The following is a 23941-nucleotide window of genomic DNA, read 5'->3' as shown; positions in this document are numbered from 1 at the left end:
TTGTCTAATTCATTTGGAAAAGTACGCATCAAGTTCTTTCAGCGAAGTCTGGTGAGTGGCGGGCAGGCTATCCATGATGGCCTGCACTCCTTGATCACTTTGTTGTGTCGCTGCTTCTTCTATCAACTGACATTGTTTAGCAAACACCTGCATGGCCATGTTTAAACTGGCCGACTTGAGTGAATGGCTAACCTGTCTTAATTCTTGATAATCTCTTCTGTCCCAAGCTTGTAACAACAAAGCGATTTTTTCATTGCTGTCTTCAACAAATTCCAAGCGTATGTTGTTAACGGTTTCTTTGCCGATGAGTTCGATTAGAGAGTTCAGATGGGCGTGATCAATCATATTTATGTGCCTTTGAGGAAAATAGCCCAGCAATAAGTGGCTCTAGTTTGCTTTGAGTTAATGGGAAGTGGATTGGAATAATCCGGTGCGCTGCGTTCTCCACGGCGCTAGAGTGATAGCTGATGACAGGGCAAGATTTAGTATTCCATTGCTGGAGCGCATCATGGCCGTCACGCTCAAAGCGAGGAGTGTTGCCCAGAATGACAAGATCATAGTCCTTATATTCTTGCAGGCTGCCATCTTTCGATAGAATGGTGTCGATGTTAAACGCCGCTAACTGCAAGCTAATAATTTTAGCCAAATGTGTGTCTGTTTCAATGACTAAAGCTTGAGTATTGTCGGGGCATTGGAAGCTTGAGTCTTTTGATTCCGGGTCATTACTTGGGCTATTAGTGGGTATGTGAAAAGGAATATCCACCCAAAATTCACAGCCTTTTTGTGGCGCACAGGAAAAATGCAGCTCGCCTTGCATTAGGTAAACCAACTTGTGACATAACGCCAAACTTAAGCCGACTTTGCTTGGTAGTGGCCCTTCTTCCTGCATCGGTAGGGATGGGTTTACTCTCAAATTTTGCTGTAACTCGTTTGGCATGCCTAGCCCAGTATCTCTAAGCGCTATTTGTAGCACTCTACTTTCTGTTGTATCGGTTGGAAGCGCCATTTGAGGTGCGTTTAGGGACGAGGGTCTAATTTGTAAACTGATGCTCCCCGACGGGGTGTGCGTAATCGCATTTTGTAGCAGTGCAACGATAATTTCTTTGATTCTGACAAAATCGAGGCTGATATAGTTCGGCAAAAGCGGGTCAATGTAGAGGATACTCTGCAAGTTTTTGCGTGTCATTTGAGGCTCAAAAATAGCCAGATAATCTTCGATACTGCGCTGTAAGTGCTCAATAGTTGGATTCAGGGTTAGCTTTTTCGCATCGATCAGTGATAGGTCAGAGAGCATTTCTATGGTTTGCAGTAGTTGCAGCCCAGACTCTTCAATATGCTTTGATAGAACGTCTTTTTCGTTTTTTGAAACCGATTCGTTTAAGGTCTTAGCGGTGCCTAAAATGGCATTAATTGGAGAACGTATTTCCTGGTTGACGAAAGAGAGTAAATTGGCTTTGTCTTCATTAACTGCTTGAATACCTAGCTGGAGCTCTTCATTTCGTCTAATGACATTCTTAAGCTCGGTTAACCCTTTTACCGTAAAAAAACATAAGCACAATAAACAAACCAGCAATGCCATGGAAAGCAGCTGTATATGATTTAGGTTCATCTGCAATGTTTTGTGCTGGTTACTAATGAACTCATTGCTGCCTTTGTTCACCAAGGTAACAAATTCGTTGATTTGATCTTCGATACGTTGAATGCGTTCAATTAGGTTGGGTAGATAAGACGTGTCGCCATTTTCTAACTTGGATAAATTGAAGCTAAGCAATTCCAACTCACCGTTAATAATATTCAATAGTCTCGTTGTACGTCCGCTTTCAAACGTTCGGATGAGAGAGCCAACATCACCCTGTCTAAGCAAGTCGACTCGACTCATCAATAAATCGTACTCAAAAAAAGCGTTGCCGTTCAAAGGGTAATCGCTGTCGTCTAATGCGATTAAATAGTTTAGGAAGCGATAGGACTGTATTTGCAGTTGCAGAGTGTTCCATAAAGAGCTCTCAAAAACGCGACGGCTGTTGTGTTTAGAGCTGTCACTGGTATAGGTGATAATACCGAACACCGCGATGGTGATCACAATAATAAAAGCAATGAAGCCATACAGCACCCATAGCTTGAATTTGGATAACCATGTCTTCCCTTTAAACAAGCGCTCCATGTTTACTCCGATATAATAATGGTCTTAATGCGATCAACTTGCCAGATAGAACGACCATAAAACATTTCAGATTTTAGCTCTTCATGTTCGTCGAATGGATAGATCACCATAATAGGACCAAGGTTTCTGACGCTCATTGGTTTGCCATCAATGTGAGTCGCAAAAATTGCACCATTGTCAGCAAAGTCGCTCAGTGGAATTTCAGTCATGTATTCATTGAGTGCGGTAACTTGCAAAATGATGTTCGAGTTACCCAAATTTGGGAATAAATCGATAGCCGAAAAACCTTGGTAAGTGTGACGGCCTTTTGTCCATGGATTATGGGTCGTGACTGTGTATTGCGGCAAACGGTTTAGCATGGCCAAATCAAACTTAGATTTCTGTGTTGAGTCTGTATTGTTGATCGCGCCTGACACGGTTAATAACACTCTTCCTTTTGGTTTTTCTGCGGCGTAGGTCGAAACAGACGTGACACTTAAAAATATTAAGAGAAAAAGGTTTAGAGTGGTGTAGGGAGAGCGTAAGCGCATGAATAAGAGCCTAACTTAGTTACTTAAAGGGATTTGATACTATGATAGACAAAAATAACGGTCTTGTGCGATGAAAACTCGCTTTGAAGTGAAAGAACATGGGGTTTTAGATACAAATACGCCGCTTTGATTTCCTCAATTGAAAATCTTAAAGCGGCGTCGGCTGGTGGTGATTGTATTTTAGTTGTTCGTTATGCAATTTCCGCTAAACGCGAGCAAGCGGCTTGGTGTTCATCTGATAACACCTGCAAGCTTGGTTTTTGCTGCGCACAACCTTCGTTAGCATGAGGGCAACGAGTACGGAAAACACAACCTGACGGCGGGCTAATAGGAGAGGGTAAGTCACCCGTTAATAACTGAATTTTCTTACCCCGTTCTGCTCTTGGGTCTGGCACAGGTACCGCAGATAACAAGGCTTTGGTGTATGGGTGCTGAGGATTTTCGTATAGTGCACGTTTGCTTGCTAACTCTACCGCATTGCCCAAATACATCACCAAAACACGGTCTGAAATGTGTTTTACCACGCTTAAATCGTGAGCGATAAACACCAAAGACAAGCCCATTTCCTCCTGTAACTCTTTCAACAAGTTTACTACTTGCGCTTGGATGGACACGTCCAATGCCGATACGGGTTCGTCACAGACAACCAACTTAGGTTTCAGAATCAAGGCGCGCGCAATGCCGATACGCTGACACTGACCACCCGAGAACTCATGAGGATAGCGGTTAATCACGTTTGGTAATAAACCCACGCGATCCATAATGGCGCGGACTTCTGCCTTTACCTCCGCTTTAGAGAGTTCTGGCCGAAAGGTTTTAAGCGGTTCAGCAATGATATCGCCCACTGTCATACGAGGATCAAGAGACGCTAATGGATCTTGAAAGATCATTTGCAGCTCTTGGCGTTTGTCGCGCATTTGTTTTTTGTCTAAATCTGTCAGGTCTTGTCCCAGCCAAACCACATTGCCTTCAGTGATGGGTACAAGGCGTAATAAAGCGCGCGCTAGGGTGGATTTACCACAGCCTGATTCACCGACCACACCAAGTGTTTCGCCCGCGTAGATGGTTAAATCAACGCCATCCACGGCTTTGAGGGCTTGGCCTTTTTCCCACGGCCACGCATTGTCTGACTTGATGTTGAAGTGAACTTTTAAATTATTCACTTCCATTAAAATATTGTTTGCAGTGTTCATTAGGCGACCCATCCATCAACGGATTTATGACAAGCTCGTAGTTGACCCGGTGCATACTCTTCTAGCGGCGGCATGCTTTCTCCACAGCGTTCTCTGGCAAACTCACAACGCGCTTGGAATGGGCAGCCAGATGGCATTTGTAACAAGTTGGGTGGGTTACCTGGAATGGTTGAAAGTTGCTCATCCTCTGCATCGAGACGTGGAATCGCTTTTAGTAAACCTTGGGTATATGGATGAGTAGGACGATAAAACACGTCTTCTGCAGTGCCGTATTCCATGGTTTGTCCCGCGTACATTACCAGTACCTTGTCGCATAAGCCTGCAACCACGCCCAAATCATGAGTGATCATAATGATGGAAGTGTTGAAGTCGTCTTTTAACTCGTTCAGCAAGGTTAATATCTGAGCCTGCACGGTGACGTCTAGGGCTGTTGTTGGCTCATCAGCGATCAACAACTTAGGTTGGCACAACAAGGCCATAGCAATCATCACACGCTGTCTCATGCCGCCAGAAAATTCGTGCGGGTACATGTTCATGCGTTTGCGCGCTTCGGGCATTTTCACCGCGTCGAGCATTTTTACTGAGGCTTCAAACGCCTCGGCTTTGTTCATACCCTTGTGCAGCATTAAGACTTCCATCAGCTGCTTACCGACTTTCATATAAGGGTTCAATGACGTCATTGGGTCTTGGAAAATCATCGCAATCTCTTTAGAGCGAATGCGATTCATGGCTTTTTCACTCAGAGTGAGAATATTTTGCTCGTTAAAGCGAGCTTCCCCTTCAATAACGCCATTGCCAGCCAATAATCCCATTAGGGCAAACGCCGTTTGGCTTTTACCAGAGCCAGATTCGCCCACGATGCCGAGGGTTTCGCCTTGTGCCAAAGTGAAATTCAGATCATTCACAGCAGTAACAAAACCATCGGGTGTTCTGAAATTTACTTTTAAGTTATTGACTTCTAATAAGTTCTTTTTCATTGATAAGCTCATAAAACCTCCTTAGCGGTCTTTTGGATCAAGCGCATCGCGTAAGCCATCGCCGAGGAAGTTAAAACAAAATAGCGTTACTACTAAGAAGCTCAGTGGCCAAGCCAATTGCCAGATGGCAATTTCCATGTTCTGCGCGCCTTCGGAGATCAATGCGCCCCAGCTCGTCATTGGCTCTTGAACACCCAGTCCCAAGAAGCTAATGAAAGACTCTAACAAGATCATATTTGGTACCAACAAGGTCGCATAAACGACCACAATACCCAGTACGTTTGGCACTATGTGGCGCAAGATGATTTTCGGAGTCGACACACCGCAAGCGTAAGCCGCTTCGATGTACTCTTTGTTTTTTAGGCTCAAGGTTTGGCCGCGAACTATCCGCGCCATATCGAGCCAAGAGATCGCGCCAATGGCGACAAAGATCAAAAAGATATGACGACCAAATAACGTCATCAAAATGATCACGAAAAACATGAAAGGAAAGGAGTTAAGAATTTCTAAGAAGCGCATCATCACGCTATCAACACGTCCACCAATGTAACCCGATGCTGCACCGTAAAGTGTCCCAATCACGATAGCCACTACGCTGCCCATGATACCGACCAATAACGAAATTTGACCGCCTTGCATAGTGCGAACAAAGATATCGCGACCTAAGGTGTCGGTACCAAAATAATGGCCGTTTTCAATATTAGGGCGGCCCAATACTGAAATATCAGATAGCGCTTCCCAGTCAATATCGTCGTAATTCCATTGACTGAAAAATGGACCTAGCAACGCAATGGCGGTGATAATGGCTAGAACAACTAAGCTGGTAACCGCGGCATGGTTAGAAAAAAAACGACGACGAGCGTCTTGCCATAAACTGCGACCTTCGACTTCCACCACTTTTTCGGCGAACTGTTCGACGGCCTGAACTTTGTCTTTTGTAGTAATCATAATTGCGTGGCCTTAGTAGCGAATTTTTGGATCAATGACAGCGTATAAAATATCGACAATGGCATTGAATAGAATCGTTAATGTGCCGACTAAAATAGTCACACCCATAACCATGGAGTAGTCACGATTCAGTGCGCCATTGATAAAGTGCTGACCAATACCGCCGGTACCAAAATACACATCGACAATCACAGAACCTGTCACTATGCCGACGAATGCTGGCCCAAGGTAGGAAATAACGGGCAGCATAGCTGGACGCAAAGCGTGTTGGAAAATAATGCGATACTTCGGCAAACCTTTGGCGCGCGCGGTACGAATAAAGTTGGAATGCATAGTTTCAATCATGCTGCCACGGGTAATACGTGCGATTTGAGCGATGTAGCTGGTGGACATAGCGATGACCGGCATGACTAAGTAAGGCCAAGCCCCACCGTTCCAGCCACCAGGTGGCAGCCAATGGTTATAAATAGAGAAAAATAGGATACACAAAGGAGCTAACACAAAATTTGGCAACACAATCCCGAGGTTAGCAAAGCCCATGACACTGTAGTCTAACCAAGAGTTTTGGCGTAATGCGGCGATAACGCCACAGCCGACACCAATGAGAAGGGCGACCAGAAAAGACCAAATGCCAATTTCTGCAGAGACAGGAAAACTCTGACCTATGAGCTCATTAATAGTGAAATCTTTGTAGCGAAAAGAGGGTCCAAGATCGCCTTGGAGTAAGCCGCCAAGGTAATAAAAATATTGGTTAATGACCGGCTCATCTAAATGGTATTTGGCGTTAATGTTCGCCAATACTTCTGGTGGCAAAGCTCGCTCGCTTGAAAATGGGCTGCCAGGAGCAGAGTGCATTAAGAAAAAAGAAACCGTAATCAAAATCAACAACGTTGGAATGGCTTCTAAAATGCGTTTTGAAATAAATGTCAGCATAAAAATTACCGGATTAGACGCTATAAATAACGGCCAATACTAGGAACCTGTAGGGAATTTAAGAGATGCCCAGCGCAAAAACGCTGGGCATGGTGTTAACAAAAAGTACTTTTAATTTCTAAGTACTTTTTAAATTTCTAAGTACTTTTTAATCGAGAAGACAAAATCTTAGTGTTTGATGATGTACATATCACGCACATAAACGTTGTCTTCTGGGTTAGGCATGTAACCGCCTAGGTAGCTTTTTACCAAACGTTTTTCGGTATATTGGTAAATAGGCGCAACGGCCATATCCTGTTCAATGGCGATTTCCTCTGCTTTGTTGTAGTTCGCCGCAGGGTGCTGCATGGTACGAGCATCGTGTAACAGCTTGTCGTATTCTGCGTTGCTGTATTTGCCGTCGTTGTTACCGTGAGTGGTGGTTAGAAGATCTAGCATGGTAGAGGCTTCATTGTAGTCTCCAATCCAACCTGCACGTGCCACATCAAATTGCTGATGTTTTTTCGTTTCTAGGTAAGTTTTCCACTCTTGATTTTCCAGTGTGACGTTTACCCCCAAGGTTTTTTTCCACATTGACGCAATCGCAATGGCGATTTTCTTATGGTTTTCGTTGGTGTTGTAAAGCAAGCTGAAAGACAGAGGGTTACTTTTGCTGTAGCCCGCTTCTTCTAACAATTCTAAGGCTTTCTCGTTACGCTCTTTTTGTGTCCAAGTTGCATACTCAGGTGTCGCTGGAGAGAAGTCATTTACCACTTCTGGCGTAAAAGAATATGCAGGTAGTTCCCCCGTGCCTGTGACGAATTTTGTGATCACATCGCGGTCGATAGCGTAAGACAAGGCTTTACGTACGCGTACGTCGTTGTACGGTGCTCTTGTTATGTTGTACTGATAGTAATAAGTACCTAATTTTGGTGTAACAACAACTTCATCCGGGATATCACGCATTAGTTGTTTAAAGTGGTCATTCGGAATCTCATAGCTTAGATCCATTTGGCCCGCTTGGAAGCGCTTCAGCTCAGCGTTAGGGGATTCAATTGGTAGATAAGTAACCTTGTTAATGATGGTTTTAGCATCATTCCAATAGTTTTTGTTACGAGTGAAGACCATTTTTTCGTTGACGATCCATTCGTCCATTTTGTAAGCACCGTTAGATACCATGTGCTCTGGTTTTGTCCAATCGTCGCCCCATTTCTCGACCACTTTTTTAGGTACTGGGAACATGGTTTGGTGAGCGGTCATTTTTACAAAGTAAGGTACAGGGCGCTCAAGTGTTACTTGGAATGTGTAAGGGTCTAGTGCTTTGACGCCAAGTGTAGAAGGATCGGCTTCGCCGGCAATAATTTTAGTTGCGTTGACAATCGATGGGATTTCCATGAACCATGCATATGGTGAAGCAAGCGCTGGGTCAACCGCACGTGTGAAAGCGTAAACAAAGTCTTCAGCGGTGACTGGGTCGCCATTAGACCATTTGGCATCTTTGCGGAGGTGAAAGGTGTATTGCGTGTTGTCAGCGTTTACATCGAAGCTTGTTGCCACACCTGGGACTTGGTTACCGTCGCCATCTTGGTTATACAAACCTTCAAACAGGTCTTTTGAACGAATAGAGCCTGGCGTGCCTTCCATTTTTTGTGGATCAAGTGTTGCTGGTTCTGCACCACCACCACGAACAAGTTCTTGTTTAGCGGCGAGTTCTACGCCTGCTGGTACGTCTGCCGCTTGGGCTTGCATGGCGAAAAGAGTAGTAGCCATTATGGCACTGGCGAGTAATGTCTTTTTCATGTTGAGTATGTCCCTTGTTAGTTAGCTTTTGTGTGCAATTTTTTTATATTTAGACGCGTACCTGCACTGGCGTGTATTCGTCTTACGCTTTCATAGTTCACCAATTTACAAAAGGTCACAATCGAAATTGCGTATCAGGTCATGCGTCTGATAAATGTAAGTTTTATAAAAGAGTGATGGAAATGGCTGGTTTGGCATCTAAAGCGCTTGAACGAGAAGCGGCTTCAGTTTATAGCCTTTCATTTGAAAGGCTTTGTGGAGCCGAGAAAGTCGTCATGATATTCTGTGGTTATTAGATAATATTTGATCGAAGGGGCTTAGGAAGATGCGAATAAGTCTACTAAGCCTCAACTTTAGGAGTGATTTGGCATCGTGATTACACACCCATTTAAAGCCGCGGGAGCTTTTTTTAAAGCGTTCCCTTTAGTTTTTTCAAAAGATTTAAGGCTGTTTATATTAGCGCCTTTGTTAGCGAATTTTGTATTGGTCGGCTTATTGTACATGGTCGCTTTTAGCTATTTTCAGACATTAATGGATTCTGCCATGGGGTATTTACCCGAATGGGTCTCCTTTTTAAATTGGCTGTTTTATTTGATTTTTGCGGCCATTATTAGCGTGCTTTTGTTCTATAGTTTTTCTGTTGGGGTGAATATCTTAGCGGCGCCTTTTATGGCGTTTTTGGCGGAAAAAGTAGAAGAGAAAGATACGGGGAAAGTCTTTGATGAAACGTTGACTGCTGGCGTTCTTATGGCGATTGTCGGTCGTAGTTTACAGAGAGAGTGCCAGAAAATATTGTATTTTTTACCGCGTTTTGTTTTGCTGTTGTTATTGTCTTTTATTCCTCTGGTTAATGTGATTGCGCCAGTTTTGTTATTATTATTTTCAGCTTGGATGTTATCCCTTCAATATATGGATTATGCTTTCGATAATAACAAGGTTAAATTCCATGATATGAGAATGGCGTTACGCTCTAAACCTTTGTTATGTTGGACATTTGGCGGGATAGTAATGGTCGGATTGACGATTCCTTTCTTTAACTTATTCGTTATGCCAATTGCTGTAGTGGCAGCCACACTTTTGTGGATTTCGATTTTTAGATCAGAGCATGGGGATTTTTCTGCCTTGTTAGATCGCACTAATGGAACTTTGTAATGTCATTAAAAATTTTGGTAGTAGATGATGCTTCTTTCACTCGTGATTTGATTCGCCGCTCATTGAAAAAGCAATTTCCAGCAGTGGAAATAGAAGAAGCGGTAAATGGCCGAAAAGCACAGCAAATGCTGACAAAGTCTCAGTTTGACATGGTGTTGTGTGACTGGGAAATGCCTGAAATGACTGGTGTTGAGCTGCTTAAATGGTGTCGAGAGCAGCCTAAATACAAAAAAGAAGATGTGCCATTTGTGATGATTACTAGCCGTGGTGACAAAAGCCATGTGGTGGAAGCTGTGCAGTCTGGCGTGACGGATTATTTGGGCAAGCCGTTTTCTAGTGAGCAGTTAGCCAATAAAGTCATATCCGCTGCGAAAAAGCATGGTCTTGATAAAAAACTAACGTCACAGAAATCTCGTGAATCTGTCTCTCCTGGTGGCGTCAGCTCAGCATCGCTAGACGTATTGATGGGAGCGGGCAAATCCGCTCCGGTAAAAGCCACTAAGTTTACCAACCCCGACGCGCCCGTTGTATCAGTAAAGGATGTCAAAATCCCGACCATGGTGCGTTTCGAAAGCAAACAGTTCCGTTGCATGGTTATCCAGTTTAGCAAGACCGAAGCGACCATGCTGATTAAGAGTGACGACGTCGTGCCGCAAGTATTGGGGCAATCGGTATTGGATTTGGAGCATAAAGGCGTGACGAATCGCTTAAATTATTATGTGCAGTCCGTTGCGACGACAGAGAAAAAACATAACTCGACATTTTTAACCGTTACCTTGAGTCTGATCGATCAAGACAGCGAGAAAGAGGCTTTTATTAGCCAATTGTTTGATAGTTTATAAATCTCGTTACCAACCCCTCCCTAGCCCTCCCCTTGAAGATAAGGGGAGGGAATAAATCTTAATCTAGTACCTTCTCTTGAAGAGAAAGGTGGAGAATCGATCTAGCTCCTCCCTCTTGTAAAGGGGGAGGCTGGGAGGGGGTTGTACTTAATGACTTGGGGAATCTTGGTTATTATTATCTGTAGAAATAGGTAGCGCTGGAATCGTATCATTTCTGGTGCGATTTGCTGGGAAATGACAAGAGAAGGTGCTTCCAAAGCCAGGCTGACTGCGAATTTGTAGCTTGGCATCGTGATGTAATAGCACATGCTTTACGATGGCTAGGCCAAGACCTGTACCGCCGGTTTTAGAGCCTCGCCCTTTGTCGACTCGGAAGAAACGTTCTGTGAGTCGAGGAATGTATCTTGGCTCTATGCCAATGCCAGAGTCTTTTATAGAGAACACACCATTAAACTCACTGGACTCCCATTTGATCTCAATCTCGCCGCCATCTGGTGAGTATTTGATGGCGTTAAAAATCAGATTGGAAAAAGCACTATAGAGCTCTTTGTAAGAGCCGTACAAGCGAGCTTCTTCGGGAATTTGCAAATTAATAGAGTGTTTGTCCGTCAACACTGGCGTAGTTGCATTGGTAATGGTTTGTACTAAGTCTGAAACTTTATGCCATTGGTTCTCTTCGCGTTTGTCATTACTCTCCAAGCGAGAAAGCAGTAACAGATCTTCGATGAGTTGTTCCATCCGCTCAGATTGCTCAGACATATTAACAATGCCTTTTTGCATGCTTTTTGGCAGACTGTCCTTGAACATGTCGAGGGTTTCTAAGTAGCCCTTAATAACGGTAAGCGGCGTTTTTAATTCATGGGAAGCGTTGGCAACAAAGTCTTTGCGCATCTGTTCTAGCAAGTGTAAGCGCGTCACATCACGAACAAAAATCAGGTGATCATTTTTATCGTACAATGTGGTTTGAATTTCTAAATAGACGCCATCTTTGGCGGGTGACTTGATGACCAAAGGCTCACCAAAGCGTTTTTGACTAAAGTAACGGAAAAACTCTGGGCTACGGACAATATTAGTGATGATTTGGCCGCGATCGACAGGACGCATTAAGCCGAGAAAGTGAGCCGCCGAGTTATTCCACCACTCCAAGTTACCTTGGTTATCCGCCATGATAACGCCTTCTTTTAAGGCGGTGGTGGAGCTTTCAATTCGGGTTAGCGCTTGGCGCATGCGACGTTTGGATTTGCGTTGTTTCTTATGTAATCGATAAACCGCATCGAATACTTCTCCCCAAATTCCGCTGGCTTCTGGTGGTGCAGCACGACCAGAATGGCGAAGCCAATTATGGAATTGGTAGAGCTGATAAAGCTGCCAGTACAAAGACCCTAAAACGTACAGCAGCAAAACACCCAACAACTGACCTATTATTAGGCCTATTACAATACAAGCCGCGAATCCTGCGAGCCAAGTAATAATAGTGTTTCGCCAAACTGTTTTCATACGGACCTTTTTGCTGAGAAGCGGTAGCCTGTTCCTCGTACTGTTTGTATCAAGAAATCATGAGTACTACCAATGGCTTTGCGTAAACGACGTATATGAACATCAACGGTACGTTCTTCAACGTAGACATTTCCTCCCCATACTTGATCCAACAATTGCGCTCTTGAATAGGCACGCTCTTGGTGTGTCATGAGGAATTTTAGTAGACGGTATTCTGTAGGCCCCATGTCTAAGGGGCGAGTACCAATGGTAACCCGCTGACTGATTGGGTCAAGGGTTAGACCTTCGATTTCAATTGGTTCATCTACGCCTTGAGGGGTCGCGCGTCGTAATACGGCTTTGAGTCGAGCAACTAACTCACGAGGTGAAAATGGCTTGGTGATGTAATCGTCAGCGCCGACTTCTAGACCTTGGATTTTGTTGTCTTCTTCACTTTTCGCAGTCAGCATAATGACTGGAATTTCTGCCGTTGTGGGGTCTTTTTTCAATCTGCGAGTCAGCTCAATGCCGCTACCGCCAGGCATCATCCAATCGGCAAGAATCAAATCCGGACGATGGTCCACAATGATTTCATGGGCTTGCTGAATGTTTTCTGCTTCCAAATACTCGTAGCCCGCCATTTCAAGTGCAATGGCGATCATTTCGCGTATGGAAGATTCGTCGTCAATAATTAATACTTTTTTACCGGTCACAGGATTCATCCTCATCTCAGGAACGGTTTCATTAAAGCGATCTAATGTGACAATTCGGTTACATTGTCACAACTTTGCCACATATTACATAAAATAGCTTGCGACCAGACCGATGAAAACACAGTAACCAACGCGGTTATTGTCTAAAAATGAGCGAAAGCAAGCTTGTCGATCACGCTCTTTAGCTTGATTAAATTGCTGATAAAAGAGTCCAATACACACCACGAGTGATACAAAGTATAGCCAATGTAATCCGGCTAGTAGACCAATCCAGGTCAATAAAGACAAGGTTAGACCTTGTAGGCAAACAATGACGAATAAATCATATCTGCCAAATAAGATGGCGGTGGATTTGATGCCTATTTTGAGGTCATCTGGACGGTCTGTCATTGCATAATAGGTATCATAGGCAATGGTCCAAAAGCAATTGGCGACAAACAGCATCCATAGCTCAGGATCGGTTAAATCTCCTCCCTGTGCACTGTAGGCCATGGGAATTGCCCACGAAAAAGCCAAGCCAAGAAACAACTGGGGTAGATGGGTATAGCGTTTCATAAACGGATACAGAGCAGCCAAGCCTAAGCCTACGAACGACAGTAAAATCGTTTGCAGATCGGTAAAAAGTACTAAAACAAAGCTTAAAATCGACAAAGCACAAAACAGAACAAGTGCTTCTTTTTTAGATACTCGGCCCGACGGTAGCGGGCGGTTTTTAGTACGATCAACATGACCATCGACCTTTCGATCCGCGTAGTCATTAATCACGCAACCCGCAGATCGCATGCTGAAAACGCCTAAGATAAAGATAACGATCAAATGCCATTGAGGCATACCATCGGCTGCCAGCCATAGCGCCCATAATGTTGGCCACATCAGTAAGAATGAACCGATAGGGCGGTTGAATCGAGTGAGTTCTGCGTAGTCTTTAAGTTTGTTCATAACAATCCAAACGGCGGTTTTAGTTGGTTGATCTCATCAAAGAAAGCTTCATTGACCAATATTCCAGGGCCAAACTGATGAAACACAGAGCGTCTCGCCCACAAAGCATTAGGTTGGTTTGGAAACATGCGTTTTGGTAACTGAGTGACCTCAATGCAACTTCGAGACAGGGCCTTATGTTGAAACAGATAGCCACCTAATGGCTTGTCTTTTAAATGCTTTACATGTCGCCAATGGCCTTTCAATGACCTCGCCGGAATGATTGAGCGAGCATAAATAACGGCTCTTCCATCGACGTTAAGCAAGACAGTACGAATGCGTGCCGCTTCTCTTGGTCGCAACGCTAAGCGTTTTCGTTCTCTTGCTGTTGGGATCCCCCAAGAGTCTTCAAGCACATCAACCGTCAATGTTCCTAGGCGTCTAAGCTTTGCTGTTAAAGAGTCTTGAGTGACGAGCCAAGGCCATAAATTTTTCGGTACTTTTACCTTACTAATTTGGTGTATGGGCGACCATCGGTAGTCAAATTGCTGCGCGGCAGAAGCGTTCATTAACGTCATAATTAATTAGGCGTTCATTTTATTAATTAAGGCGACCATCTTGTGGAGCTCTGTTGATTTTTGATAGATGGCATCTCTGCAAGCTTCCGCTTCTTCTAACGTCAATCCAACTTCTAACAATACGGATGGTTCAATGACGTCGTTATGGCGTAATTGATACGAAACGTTAAGCAACTTCGCCAAAATGGCATGTTCGCCATAATAATGAGGCTTTTTGCTGTAGCGAATGGCTGTCCAAATGTTGTCAGGCAAACTCCAGTAGCGTAACAACCAAGAGCCTAATTGTTCCTTGGTAAAGTGCAATATTTGCATCTCGATCAATTCAGACGATAGATGAGCATTAGCTTCTTGGTATCGAGACAGAATCGAAAAGTGCGGCGGTAAAATAGTGCTAATTGCCAAGTAGCCAAAGTTATGTAATAAGCCTGCAAGATAAGCATGACCTAGTTTAGGGCGATTTTGTACCGGCATCGTTTTGACTAAGGATTCCATCAAAACGGCGTTAGAAACGGAATCGAGCCAAAAGTCTTCATAATGACGTGGGCCGTCTTCTGGAGTTTGAAAGGCATTACCCATTGATAAGCCAAGCGCTAAATTCATCACCATATCAAAGCCTAGAACTCGGATGATCGCATCTTCTACTGATTCTATAGAGCCAGGGGCGCCATAGTAGGGGGATGACGCCCAGCTGATGACTTGAGCGGCTAAGCTAGGGTCGAGTGCAATGACTTCGCATAACTCATCTGTGCCGGCGGTCTTGTCGGCTGAAAGGCGTATTATACGATGTGAAGACGCTGGTAATGGGGGGATTTCTAATGTTTCTTCGATGCGCTGCTTGAGACGAATAGATTGAAAGCGTCCAAGTGCTTTAAGAATTTGTTCTTCGTCGTTTTCGTGATTATCGACAGGACGAGATATCGCCTGCGTGTTAATGGAAATATTTTCAAAGCGATTTAATGGACCAGAGAACAGCTCTTTTAGTGCCATAGAGTTAATGTCGTGATAAGGCCCATCGACTTTAGTGCGTATCGAATAGGTTGAATCTTGTAGCATGCTGGCTTCGAGTATGGTCGCGACACTATTTGGCTTGATCAGTGGATCGCCTGAGCTTTGAAAATTGCTGACAGGCTCAAAACGACGTTTAGTAATACGAGAGACTGCGGAGATGTCTAGCATGTTGCTTTCAGGAAAAATAACCTGCAAACGACCTGTGTGATCGGCTAAATGTACCACCCGTAATCTTTGGTTTGGCTGAAGGTCTACGGAAGATTCCATACATTTTCCTGTTAAAATGGCTGACACAAAAAAAGCCCCGATGCGGGGCTTTGTGAATATAACAGATTTATAGAGATCGTTGTACGACTACTGTGCTCATCAATACTTTGTTAAAAACAGACTCAAAATGCTCATTTATAACCCATAACTCGGCTTTGGCTTCCTGCGTCGCCCTAATAACTACATCCATGTAGTTATCCGCTTTTTCGTCTATTTTTGCCTAGTCTTGACTTTGCTCGTCACATCGTACAAAGGTCTCTTTTAAGTTTTCGTTCTGATTAGTGATTCAAAATTTGGCTTAAGAACATTTGCGTACGGTCGTGTTGAGGGTTGTCGAAGAATTCGTGAGGCTCATTGGCTTCAACAATTTCACCGGCATCCATGAAGACGACACGGTCAGCAACCGTTTTAGCAAAGCCCATTTCATGCGTTACACACACCATGGTCATGCCTTCTTCGGCTAACTGAACCATTACGTCCAATACTTCTTTGATCATTTCAGGGTCTAGTGCTGAAGTTGGCTCATCAAACAGCATGATACGAGGCTGCATACACAAACCACGAGCAATCGCCACACGCTGTTGCTGACCACCAGATAACTGACCTGGGTATTTCAATGCTTGGTTAGCTATTTTCACACGTTCTAGGTAATGCATCGCCATTTCTTCAGCTTCTTTCTTGGGTGTTTTACGAACCCAAATCGGTGCCAAAGTTAGGTTTTCTAGAATGGTCAAGTGAGGGAACAAGTTAAAGTGTTGAAACACCATACCCACGTCTTTACGGATCGCTTCGATGTTTTTCAAGTTGTTGTTCATCTCTACGCCATCAACCAGAATTGAGCCTTTTTGGTGCTCTTCTAGACGGTTGATACAGCGGATCATAGTCGACTTACCAGAACCAGAAGGACCACACACAACGATGCGCTCGCCTTTCTTGATGCTGAAGTTGATATTTTTTAGTACGTGAAAATCACCATACCATTTATTTACATCGTTAAATTCGATGATGTTCTGTTCGCCTGCCGCTAGTTGGGCACGAGCCATATTTGTATTTGTCATTGCAAAGACCTCAAATTCTTAACTAATTACGCTTGTGCCCAGTTTCTAATTTACGCTCAATCGACATACTGTAGCGGGACATGCCAAAACAAATTGCCCAGTATATCAAAGCGGCGAAAGCATAACCTTCGACGGTGGTACCCAACCAGTTTGAATCGTGGTTAGCGGCTTGAATTCGACCCAAGAAGTCAAACATACCTACTATGTACACCAATGTTGTATCTTTAAACAAAGCAATAAAGGAGTTTACTATGCCTGGAATAACCAGCTTTAATGCCTGTGGCAAAATAACGAGAACCATTGATTGCCAGTAGGTTAAACCCATAGCATCAGCGGCTTCATACTGGCCTTTAGGTATCGCCTGTAGACCACCACGAACCACTTCGGCCATATAGGCTGCAGAGAACAAAGTAATACCAATCAGAACACGTAATAACTTGTTGAAGTTCAGCCCTTCTGGCAAAAACAACGGAATCATTACGGACGCCATGAACAAAATTGTGATCAATGGTACTGCACGAATGGTTTCGATAAATACCACACAAACAGATTTCGCAATCGGCATCTCCGAACGTCTACCAAGCGCTAATATAACCCCTAGTGGGAAAGACGCTACGATACCGATAACACCCAGTAGTACTGTAAGGAAAAGGCCACCCCACAAAGAGGTCTCTACAACTTCTAGACCAAATACACCACCAGCAAACAAGAAGTAAGCCACAATGGGATAAACGACAATAATAGCGATAGAAAGATAAAGCTTATTAATCGTCTTAACGGCAAAAGCCCCTACCATAACCACTAGTAGAATCACGGCTAAATTAATACGCCATGTTTCCGCTTCTGGATACAAACCGTACATGAATTGATCAAAGTACACGCCGACGAAAGCCCAGCAGGCACCGCCAGCAGTACAAGCCGCTTTAGATGAACCTTCCCATGTTGCATTGATAAAAGCCCATTCAATGACAGGGGGAACAAGCAAATACAAGATATAAATGCTAAAGAAGGTTAGAAATATATTAAGAGGGGACGAAAATAAGTTCTGACGCACCCATGCCACTGCACCAACCGATGCCACTGGTGGTGGGAGGCTTGGTGATGGTTTAAAGATAATAGCCATGATCTGCCTCCTAGCGCTCAATTAATGACATTTTACTGTTGTACCAGTTCATGAATACCGAAATCGATAGACTTAATGAACCGTACACCAACATACAAAGACCAATGGTTTCAATCGCCTGACCCGTTTGGTTCAGCGTCGTACCCATGACCACAGCAACCAACTCTGGGTAAGCAATAGCAGCACCTAACGAAGAGTTCTTCGCCAAGTTCAAATATTGACTAGTGAGTGGCGGGATAATTACGCGCAATGCTTGAGGTAAGACAATCAGTCGTTGTGTCATATTGTCACGTAAGCCTAAAGAACGAGCGGCTTCAGTTTGCCCCCAGTTAACAGACAATATGCCTGCACGCACTATCTCGGCGATAAAAGCACCCGTGTAAGTAGACAAGGCGACGAGCACCGCTACAAATTCTGGCGGAAGCACCATACCACCGGTCACGTTAAAGCGACTTTTTTGCGGTAAATCAAACTCTATTGGAAACCCTGCCATGGCAAGGAAAATAAAGGTAATACCGACAATAACACCCAATGAAGACCAGTAGGCAGGAAACCACAGTCCTGTTTTTGTCTGGCGTTTTTTGGCCCAAATGATAAGAGCGATAGAAGCGACAATCGATAGAATGAAACCGAAGATTACAAGTCCAAAGCCATCTTGAGTGATTGGGTTTGGTGAGTAGATACCGCGTTTATTAAGTAAAAAATCGGCAAACTCATAACTCTCACGTGGTGCAGGTAACGCGGCAAGTACCGCAAAATACCAAAAGAACATCTGCAGCAACAATGGAATGTTTCGCAGAGTCTCAATATAGACAGTAGCTAGGCGAGCTACTAACCAGTTTTTCGATAAACGGGCTAGACCCATTATCACACCAATAATGGTGGCTAAGACAATCCCCAGTAGGGAGATAACAAAGGTATTTATTAAGGCAACAACGAACGCTCGTCCGTAGGTATTAGCCTCTGTGTATTCAATAAGGTGAATAAGAATCGGGAAGCCAGCAGGTTCATTAAAAAATGAGAAACCAGTGGAAATCCCTCGGTTATCGAGGTTGGCCTGAAGGTTACTAAATAAGTAATAACCTGCAAAAACCACCATCGCTAGCAGCAAAATTTGAAATATAAGCGCACGATTTCCCGCGTCGTTCAAAAAGCTGTTATTGCTCGGAGTTGTATTTTCGCTCATCTTGGTTCAGGCAATGAAATGCTCGTCAGATGTGTAAGAAAGGGGGAAGAAACCCAGCGACGATCTAGTCGCTGGGTAAATACCCAAGCAGAGAATTATTTGCTTTAGGTATTAACGAACTGGTGGCGCATACATGATGCCGCCAGCTTCAGTCCAAAGTGCATTAAGACCACGTGGAAGATCTACAGGAGTAGAAGGTCCAACGTTACGCTCAAACACTTCACCGTAGTTACCTACGTTAGCGATGATGTTATACGCCCAGTCAGCAGGAAGATTTAGTTGAGCACCCATATCACCATCAACACCTAGTAAGCGTTTGATACCTGGATCATTGGACTCTTTTTTGATCTTAGCGACGTTTTTGGACGAAATACCCATTTCTTCAGCGTTAACCTGAACAAACATTGCCCAAGTAACGATGTCTTTCCACTGGTTGTCGCCGTGACGAACAACTGGGCCTAATGGCTCTTTAGAAATGGTTTCTGGAAGAATTAGGTGAGCCGATGGATCTGCTAGCTTGGTACGGTGAGCCGCAAGACCTGATTTGTCAGTTGTGTAAACGTCACAACGACCAGAGTCATATGCTGACAACGCTTCATCTGCTTTTTGTACCACAACTGGTACATAAGACATTTTGTGTTTACGGAAGAAATCCGCCATGTTCAATTCTGTTGTTGTACCTTGCTCTGTACAAACCGTTGCACCATCAAGGTCCATTGCAGATTTAACGCCTAGGTCTTTACGAACCATAAAACCTTGGCCGTCGTAGAAGTTAACCGCTGTGAAATCTAGACCCAAAGACGCGTCACGTGTGTAAGTCCAAGTTGTGTTACGAGCAAGAATATCGATTTCACCAGATTGTAGAGCGGTGAAACGTTCTTTAGCAGAAAGGGGAGTGAATTTAACTTTTTGAGGGTCACCAAAAATTGCAGAGGAAACCGCACGACAAGCATCTACATCGATACCGCTCCAATTACCTTTGTCATCAGCATTAGAGAACCCTGGAACACCTGTACTGACGCCACATTGAATAAAGCCTTTTGCTTTGACGTCATCAAGTGTTGCCGCAGCAGCACCGGTACTTATGGTTGCTGCGATTGCAGCAGTCGAAAGTAATTTACCAACATTCGATTTCATTATATTGAGCCTCCCAGGCGTTTTTTATATATGTTGTAACTTGCTTGATTCTACATTGCAGATTTTCAAACCTGTGTTTTAAACACAGCAAAGTTAGTGCCAACATTTAATTATTCTTGTTGTAAGGTATATGCAGACGATTCCTCTAAAAGATCATCCCATACCCCTATAGAATTACTCTTTTGAGGAGTAGTCAAGGATAAAATGTCAGGAAAGCTGTGTTGTATGCTTAGTTTTTACACTTTTTGAGCATGTAAAGCGCTATTAATTAATCAGCTTAGCTGAATATATCTTTTTATTAAAGCGAGAGAAAACAAGGCTTTCTGAGGAAATAGCATGTATTTTGATGCACAGATATGGGGCATAATTTGAAACAGATGGCTCTATTTTGTGCTAAATGAATTTTTTGCATCATTTTGGTGCTTTATGAAATTTGTTGTGCTTAATTTGAATACCCACACGCAATTTATTGAATAAAGCGCTTTCCATAATTTGCGATCTGCATGGTAGACTTAACCATTAATTGAAGTCATGTAAGGAGATCCACATCAGATGGATAACTCAGCAAAACCGCTTGATCGCTTAGACAAAAAAATTCTTCGTGAACTGCAAATTAATGGCCGTTTATCGAATGTAGAGTTAGCTAGCCGTGTCGGGTTAAGTGCTACTCCTTGTTTGGAGCGCGTACGTCGTTTGGAACGTAACGGTTACATTACGGGCTATTGCGCTTTGGTTAACCCAAAGAAAGTGGATGCAGGATTGCTGGTTTTTGTCGAGATTCGCCTTAAAACCACCTCACCTGAAGGTTTTAATGAGTTTAAAGCGGCAGTGACTGAAATTCCTGAGATTTTGGAATGTCACCTGATTGCCGGTGACTTCGAATACCTTTTGAAAGCACGAGTATCCAACATGGACTCTTATCGTCTTTTGCTTGGTGAAACCTTACTAACACTGCCTCATGTTCGAGAATCTCGCACTTATGTCGCAATGGAAGAGGTGAAAAACACCACAGTGGTCAACATTCCTTAGAAAATAATCTAGTAAAGTGGCCTGCCTACGCAGGCTTAATACGGATCATTTTGTCAATTCAGCGAGTATTTTTCCCAGCATTACAGGTCCCATCCCTTTTACATTAAGTACGGATTTTTCTGAGTGAAAAGGGCGCTCTGCAACGAGTTTTTCAAGTATTTTCTTCGGCACGCCTTTCACTTTTAGAAGCTTGTCCACTTTTGATTTATTGATGACGAGATAGCCATCGGCGTAACCAGTGACGTTTTTTTTTACGTTTTTCGACTTTTTTACGGCAGGGTTTTCTGTTGCTACTTTTGGTGTCGATACTGCCTTTTCTATCTCTGGTTCGTTAATTTGCATCGTCGGAATAGAGTAATCTGAAGGCGCTTCAACGTGGTAAGGCGCATCGAAATAGGCTGAATCACACAAGGTGTAATCGGCTCCATTCCATTCGCTAAGTTGCAATACGAGCTGCCAAGTCCCTGGGTGAGGTTGTTGGAATGCTAAATCATAGGAGCAGTCTGAAAGAAAATGCTGGCCTTTCATTTCACCTAGTGTAGTTGAAGCGAGCACGACACTGTCTGAGTTTCCTATATTTTGACGCAGCGCTCGTAATTGTATGCGTAATGTACCACTGAGGTTTCCCGCTGGCCTATCACTGTTAATACGCTGAGTGGTAATAATGACTCTGTCATTTTCGATTCGATAGCCGCAGCCTTGGATCGTTAGATGTGCTTGGTTTAAAGCATTCATGTGAGTTCCTTCTTGCGAATCGATTATGTCGGCTTTTTAGCTTACGGAATTTTTGATCAAATTTTGCACATGTGCAAGCTAATACCGCCTTTATTTCAGCGAGAAAGGTATTTAGACGTTCAAATACTGATCGTGGTTCGGTAACCATCGGGATAAAAGTGGCGAGACACGTTCAGGATATTGACGGTGAAGTAGCGTGGCCGCTTTTTGAACATCATCAAGCAAGTTTTTGTCGCGCTGCAAATCCGCGACTTTGAATTCCCAAAGTCCGGTTTGTCTGGTGCCGAGTAATTCACCTGGACCACGCAACTCTAGGTCTTTCTCTGCGATTTTAAAGCCATCGCTGGTTTCTCGCATGGTAGAAAGTCGCTCTTTGCCTTGTTGTCCTAGTGGTGCTTTATAAAGTAGCACACAATGACTGGCGGTTTGTCCTCGACCAACACGTCCTCGCAACTGATGAAGCTGTGCAAGGCCAAGTCGTTCAGGGTTTTCTATCACCATAAGGCTAGAGTTTGGCACATCCACACCCACTTCGATAACGGTTGTAGCGACCAATAACTGAATCTCTCCCGCTTTAAATTTGGCCATAATATCGGCTTTTTCCTGCGCCTTGAGTCGACCATGCACCAAGCCAATGGATAATCCTCCAAGTTGCTCTTGTAACAAAATCGCTGTGTCTTCTGCGGCTTGGCATTGCAGGGCTTCTGATTCTTCAATCAGGGTACAGACCCAGTAAGCTTGTTTGCCCTCTTCGCAGGCGCTTTTCACTCGGTCAATGACTTCTTGTCGACGCTGATCCGATACCACAATCGTGTTTACAGGTGTTCGCCCTGGTGGCAGCTCATCAATGATGGAGCAATCCAAATCGGCATAGGCTGACATGGCTAAGGTTCGGGGAATTGGAGTCGCCGTCATAATAAGCTGATGAGGCTGAAAACCGTGCTTCATGCCTTTTTCACGTAGTGCCATACGCTGATGCACACCAAAGCGGTGTTGCTCATCGATAATGGCGAGAGCTAAACGATCGAACTCAACCGTGTCTTGGAATAATGCGTGTGTCCCGACGACAATCTGCGCAGCGCCAGATGCGATATCGGCGAGTTCTTTCTCGCGGGTTTTGCCTTTGAGTTTGCCGATCATCCATGCGACTTTTAAACCGAGTGGCTCAAACCATTGACTGAAATTAATATAATGCTGCTCAGCGAGAATTTCCGTCGGTGCCATGATCGCAACTTGGTAGCCCGCCTGTACGACAGACGCTGCGGCTAACGCTGCAACTAAGGTTTTTCCTGATCCCACATCGCCTTGTACCAAGCGCAGCATAGGGTGGCCTGTGCCGAGATCCTTAAGGATTTCCTGGAAAACACGATTCTGTGCATTGGTTGGTGAAAAGGGCAGTTGCTGTAAGAGTCGTTGGCTGAGCTCGCCGGCAGTTTGGACTTTGATTGCGGCGTCTTGCTTGGCTTTCATGCGCTTGCCAATTAGGGAAAGCTGATGGGCCATAAGTTCTTCAAAAGATAGGCGATATTGCGCAGGATGGCTTCCCGATCTGAGTAATTCTAAGTTGGCTTCTCGCGACGGATGATGCAGAAAGTGAATGGCATCGCTCAGCGGTGGTAAATTGAACTGAGTGCGAATTTCGTCTGGCAGCCATTCTTGTAGATTGTATGGGGTTAAACGCTCTAAGGCTTGTTCGCACAGTTGGCGAATCTTGGTTTGTGTTAAGCCATCGGTTAGCGGATAGATTGGCGTAAGCTGCGCCGTTTCTTCTTGTGTTTCGTCGTCACCAATCACCTTGTATTCTGGGTGATAGATTTCAAAGCCAGTACTGCCTCGACGGATTTCTCCAAAACAACGAACTCGCTTGCCGGATTCTAGCTGTTTTTTTTGCGCGGCGGAAAAATGAAAGAAGCGCAAACACAGGGTGCCAGTATGGTCCTTAATCCGACACAGCAAACTGCGGCGTTTGCCCATTTTGATTTCTGCGCCAGTGACTTGGCCTTCAATAACCGCCTCATCCCCAAAACGCAGCATGCCGATTGGCACAACACGTGTTCTGTCTTGATAGCGAATGGGTAGATGAAACAGCAGATCTTGTACTGTATTCAAATGCAGCTTGGCCAGCTTTTCGGCCATGGCATCACCAACGCCTTTTAGCTCACGAACATCCTGAGTGTCTAATCCGTCGATCATGCTGT

General features: G+C 44.2%; 22 protein-coding genes. 3 read left to right on the top strand and 19 right to left on the bottom strand.

The genetic code is table 11. From position 1 onward, the window contains the following. Positions 1 to 9: 9 nt before the first annotated feature. From AC2A4J_RS00515 to AC2A4J_RS00480, 8 genes are all read right to left on the bottom strand, one after another. Positions 10 to 345, bottom strand: coding sequence for an Hpt domain-containing protein (locus tag AC2A4J_RS00515; protein WP_484174491.1), 336 nt, complete (start codon positions 343 to 345; stop codon positions 10 to 12). Then, positions 338 to 2161, bottom strand: a complete 1824-nt coding sequence (locus AC2A4J_RS00510; RefSeq protein WP_484174490.1) for a sensor histidine kinase — start codon at positions 2159 to 2161, stop codon at positions 338 to 340. Before AC2A4J_RS00510 ends, AC2A4J_RS00515 begins: the two co-directional genes overlap by 8 nt. Before the next feature lie 2 nt (positions 2162 to 2163). Further along, positions 2164 to 2691 carry a putative pterin-binding protein gene (locus AC2A4J_RS00505; RefSeq protein ID WP_484174489.1) on the bottom strand — a complete coding sequence of 176 codons (528 nt, stop codon included), beginning with the start codon at positions 2689 to 2691 and terminating at the stop codon, positions 2164 to 2166. A 191-nt stretch (positions 2692 to 2882) separates the two neighbouring features. Next, complete coding sequence (gene oppF, locus AC2A4J_RS00500) at positions 2883 to 3884, bottom strand: murein tripeptide/oligopeptide ABC transporter ATP binding protein OppF (RefSeq protein WP_484174488.1); 1002 nt, start codon at positions 3882 to 3884, stop codon at positions 2883 to 2885. After that, positions 3884 to 4873 carry an ABC transporter ATP-binding protein gene (gene oppD, locus AC2A4J_RS00495; protein ID WP_255827241.1) on the bottom strand — a complete coding sequence of 330 codons (990 nt, stop codon included), beginning with the start codon at positions 4871 to 4873 and terminating at the stop codon, positions 3884 to 3886. Before oppD ends, oppF begins: the two co-directional genes overlap by 1 nt. A 9-nt stretch (positions 4874 to 4882) precedes the next feature. Further along, the gene (gene oppC / locus AC2A4J_RS00490; protein WP_255827240.1) at positions 4883 to 5809 is read right to left on the bottom strand and encodes an oligopeptide ABC transporter permease OppC; all 927 of its coding nucleotides are present in this window, start codon (positions 5807 to 5809) and stop codon (positions 4883 to 4885) included. Positions 5810 to 5821: 12 nt separating this feature from the next. Beyond that, positions 5822 to 6742 (bottom strand): oligopeptide ABC transporter permease OppB, encoded by a 921-nt coding sequence (gene oppB, locus AC2A4J_RS00485; protein ID WP_255827239.1) that lies wholly within the window; start codon positions 6740 to 6742, stop codon positions 5822 to 5824. A gap of 168 nt (positions 6743 to 6910) precedes the next feature. Beyond that, on the bottom strand, positions 6911 to 8521 hold the full coding sequence (locus tag AC2A4J_RS00480) for a peptide ABC transporter substrate-binding protein (protein ID WP_255827238.1): 1611 nt from the start codon (positions 8519 to 8521) through the stop codon (positions 6911 to 6913). Positions 8522 to 8893: 372 nt separating this feature from the next. Between AC2A4J_RS00480 and cysZ the strand changes: the two genes are divergently transcribed. Together cysZ and AC2A4J_RS00470 are read left to right on the top strand one after the other, a co-directional pair. Next, positions 8894 to 9673, top strand: a complete 780-nt coding sequence (cysZ, locus tag AC2A4J_RS00475) for a sulfate transporter CysZ (protein ID WP_484174487.1) — start codon at positions 8894 to 8896, stop codon at positions 9671 to 9673. After that, positions 9673 to 10515, top strand: a complete 843-nt coding sequence (locus tag AC2A4J_RS00470) for a response regulator (RefSeq protein WP_484174486.1) — start codon at positions 9673 to 9675, stop codon at positions 10513 to 10515. The genes cysZ and AC2A4J_RS00470 overlap by 1 nt, the downstream gene beginning before the upstream one ends. A gap of 147 nt (positions 10516 to 10662) precedes the next feature. Here the strand turns inward: AC2A4J_RS00470 and phoR are convergent, their stop codons facing one another. From phoR to AC2A4J_RS00425, 9 genes are all read right to left on the bottom strand, one after another. Next, the gene (gene phoR, locus AC2A4J_RS00465; protein ID WP_484174485.1) at positions 10663 to 12012 is read right to left on the bottom strand and encodes a phosphate regulon sensor histidine kinase PhoR; all 1350 of its coding nucleotides are present in this window, start codon (positions 12010 to 12012) and stop codon (positions 10663 to 10665) included. Further along, positions 12009 to 12704, bottom strand: coding sequence for a phosphate regulon transcriptional regulator PhoB (phoB, locus tag AC2A4J_RS00460; RefSeq protein WP_484174484.1), 696 nt, complete (start codon positions 12702 to 12704; stop codon positions 12009 to 12011). Before phoB ends, phoR begins: the two co-directional genes overlap by 4 nt. 84 nt (positions 12705 to 12788) lie before the next feature. Further along, positions 12789 to 13643, bottom strand: a complete 855-nt coding sequence (gene ubiA / locus AC2A4J_RS00455) for a 4-hydroxybenzoate octaprenyltransferase (protein ID WP_484174483.1) — start codon at positions 13641 to 13643, stop codon at positions 12789 to 12791. After that, the gene (locus tag AC2A4J_RS00450) at positions 13640 to 14200 is read right to left on the bottom strand and encodes a chorismate--pyruvate lyase family protein (protein ID WP_255827232.1); all 561 of its coding nucleotides are present in this window, start codon (positions 14198 to 14200) and stop codon (positions 13640 to 13642) included. The genes ubiA and AC2A4J_RS00450 overlap by 4 nt, the downstream gene beginning before the upstream one ends. Positions 14201 to 14206: 6 nt before the next feature. Beyond that, complete coding sequence (locus tag AC2A4J_RS00445) at positions 14207 to 15475, bottom strand: HDOD domain-containing protein (protein WP_255827231.1); 1269 nt, start codon at positions 15473 to 15475, stop codon at positions 14207 to 14209. A 278-nt stretch (positions 15476 to 15753) separates the two neighbouring features. Continuing rightward, entirely contained in the window at positions 15754 to 16533 is a 780-nt protein-coding gene (locus tag AC2A4J_RS00440; protein WP_484174482.1) for an amino acid ABC transporter ATP-binding protein, read from the bottom strand. A 22-nt stretch (positions 16534 to 16555) separates the two neighbouring features. Next, a complete protein-coding gene (locus AC2A4J_RS00435; RefSeq protein ID WP_484174481.1) occupies positions 16556 to 17656 on the bottom strand; it encodes an amino acid ABC transporter permease in 1101 nt (366 codons plus the stop codon). A 10-nt stretch (positions 17657 to 17666) separates the two neighbouring features. Further along, positions 17667 to 18842: an amino acid ABC transporter permease gene (locus tag AC2A4J_RS00430; protein ID WP_255827229.1), complete on the bottom strand. Its 1176-nt coding sequence runs from the start codon at positions 18840 to 18842 to the stop codon at positions 17667 to 17669. Positions 18843 to 18953: 111 nt separating this feature from the next. Next, positions 18954 to 19979: an amino acid ABC transporter substrate-binding protein gene (locus AC2A4J_RS00425; RefSeq protein WP_255827228.1), complete on the bottom strand. Its 1026-nt coding sequence runs from the start codon at positions 19977 to 19979 to the stop codon at positions 18954 to 18956. Positions 19980 to 20531: 552 nt separating this feature from the next. Here AC2A4J_RS00425 and lrp point away from each other — a divergent pair. Then, positions 20532 to 21008 (top strand): leucine-responsive transcriptional regulator Lrp, encoded by a 477-nt coding sequence (gene lrp, locus AC2A4J_RS00420; RefSeq protein WP_110577100.1) that lies wholly within the window; start codon positions 20532 to 20534, stop codon positions 21006 to 21008. 45 nt (positions 21009 to 21053) lie between these two features. Here the strand turns inward: lrp and AC2A4J_RS00415 are convergent, their stop codons facing one another. Next, positions 21054 to 21743, bottom strand: a complete 690-nt coding sequence (locus AC2A4J_RS00415; protein WP_484174480.1) for a ComEA family DNA-binding protein — start codon at positions 21741 to 21743, stop codon at positions 21054 to 21056. A 111-nt stretch (positions 21744 to 21854) separates the two neighbouring features. Beyond that, positions 21855 to 23936 carry an ATP-dependent DNA helicase RecG gene (gene recG / locus AC2A4J_RS00410; RefSeq protein ID WP_484174479.1) on the bottom strand — a complete coding sequence of 694 codons (2082 nt, stop codon included), beginning with the start codon at positions 23934 to 23936 and terminating at the stop codon, positions 21855 to 21857. Positions 23937 to 23941: the final 5 nt, after the last annotated feature.

Source organism: Marinomonas sp. ATLA20, from assembly GCF_057180105.1.
Note: the sequence above shows the minus strand (reverse complement) of the source record. Positions and strands in the feature narration are given on the sequence as shown.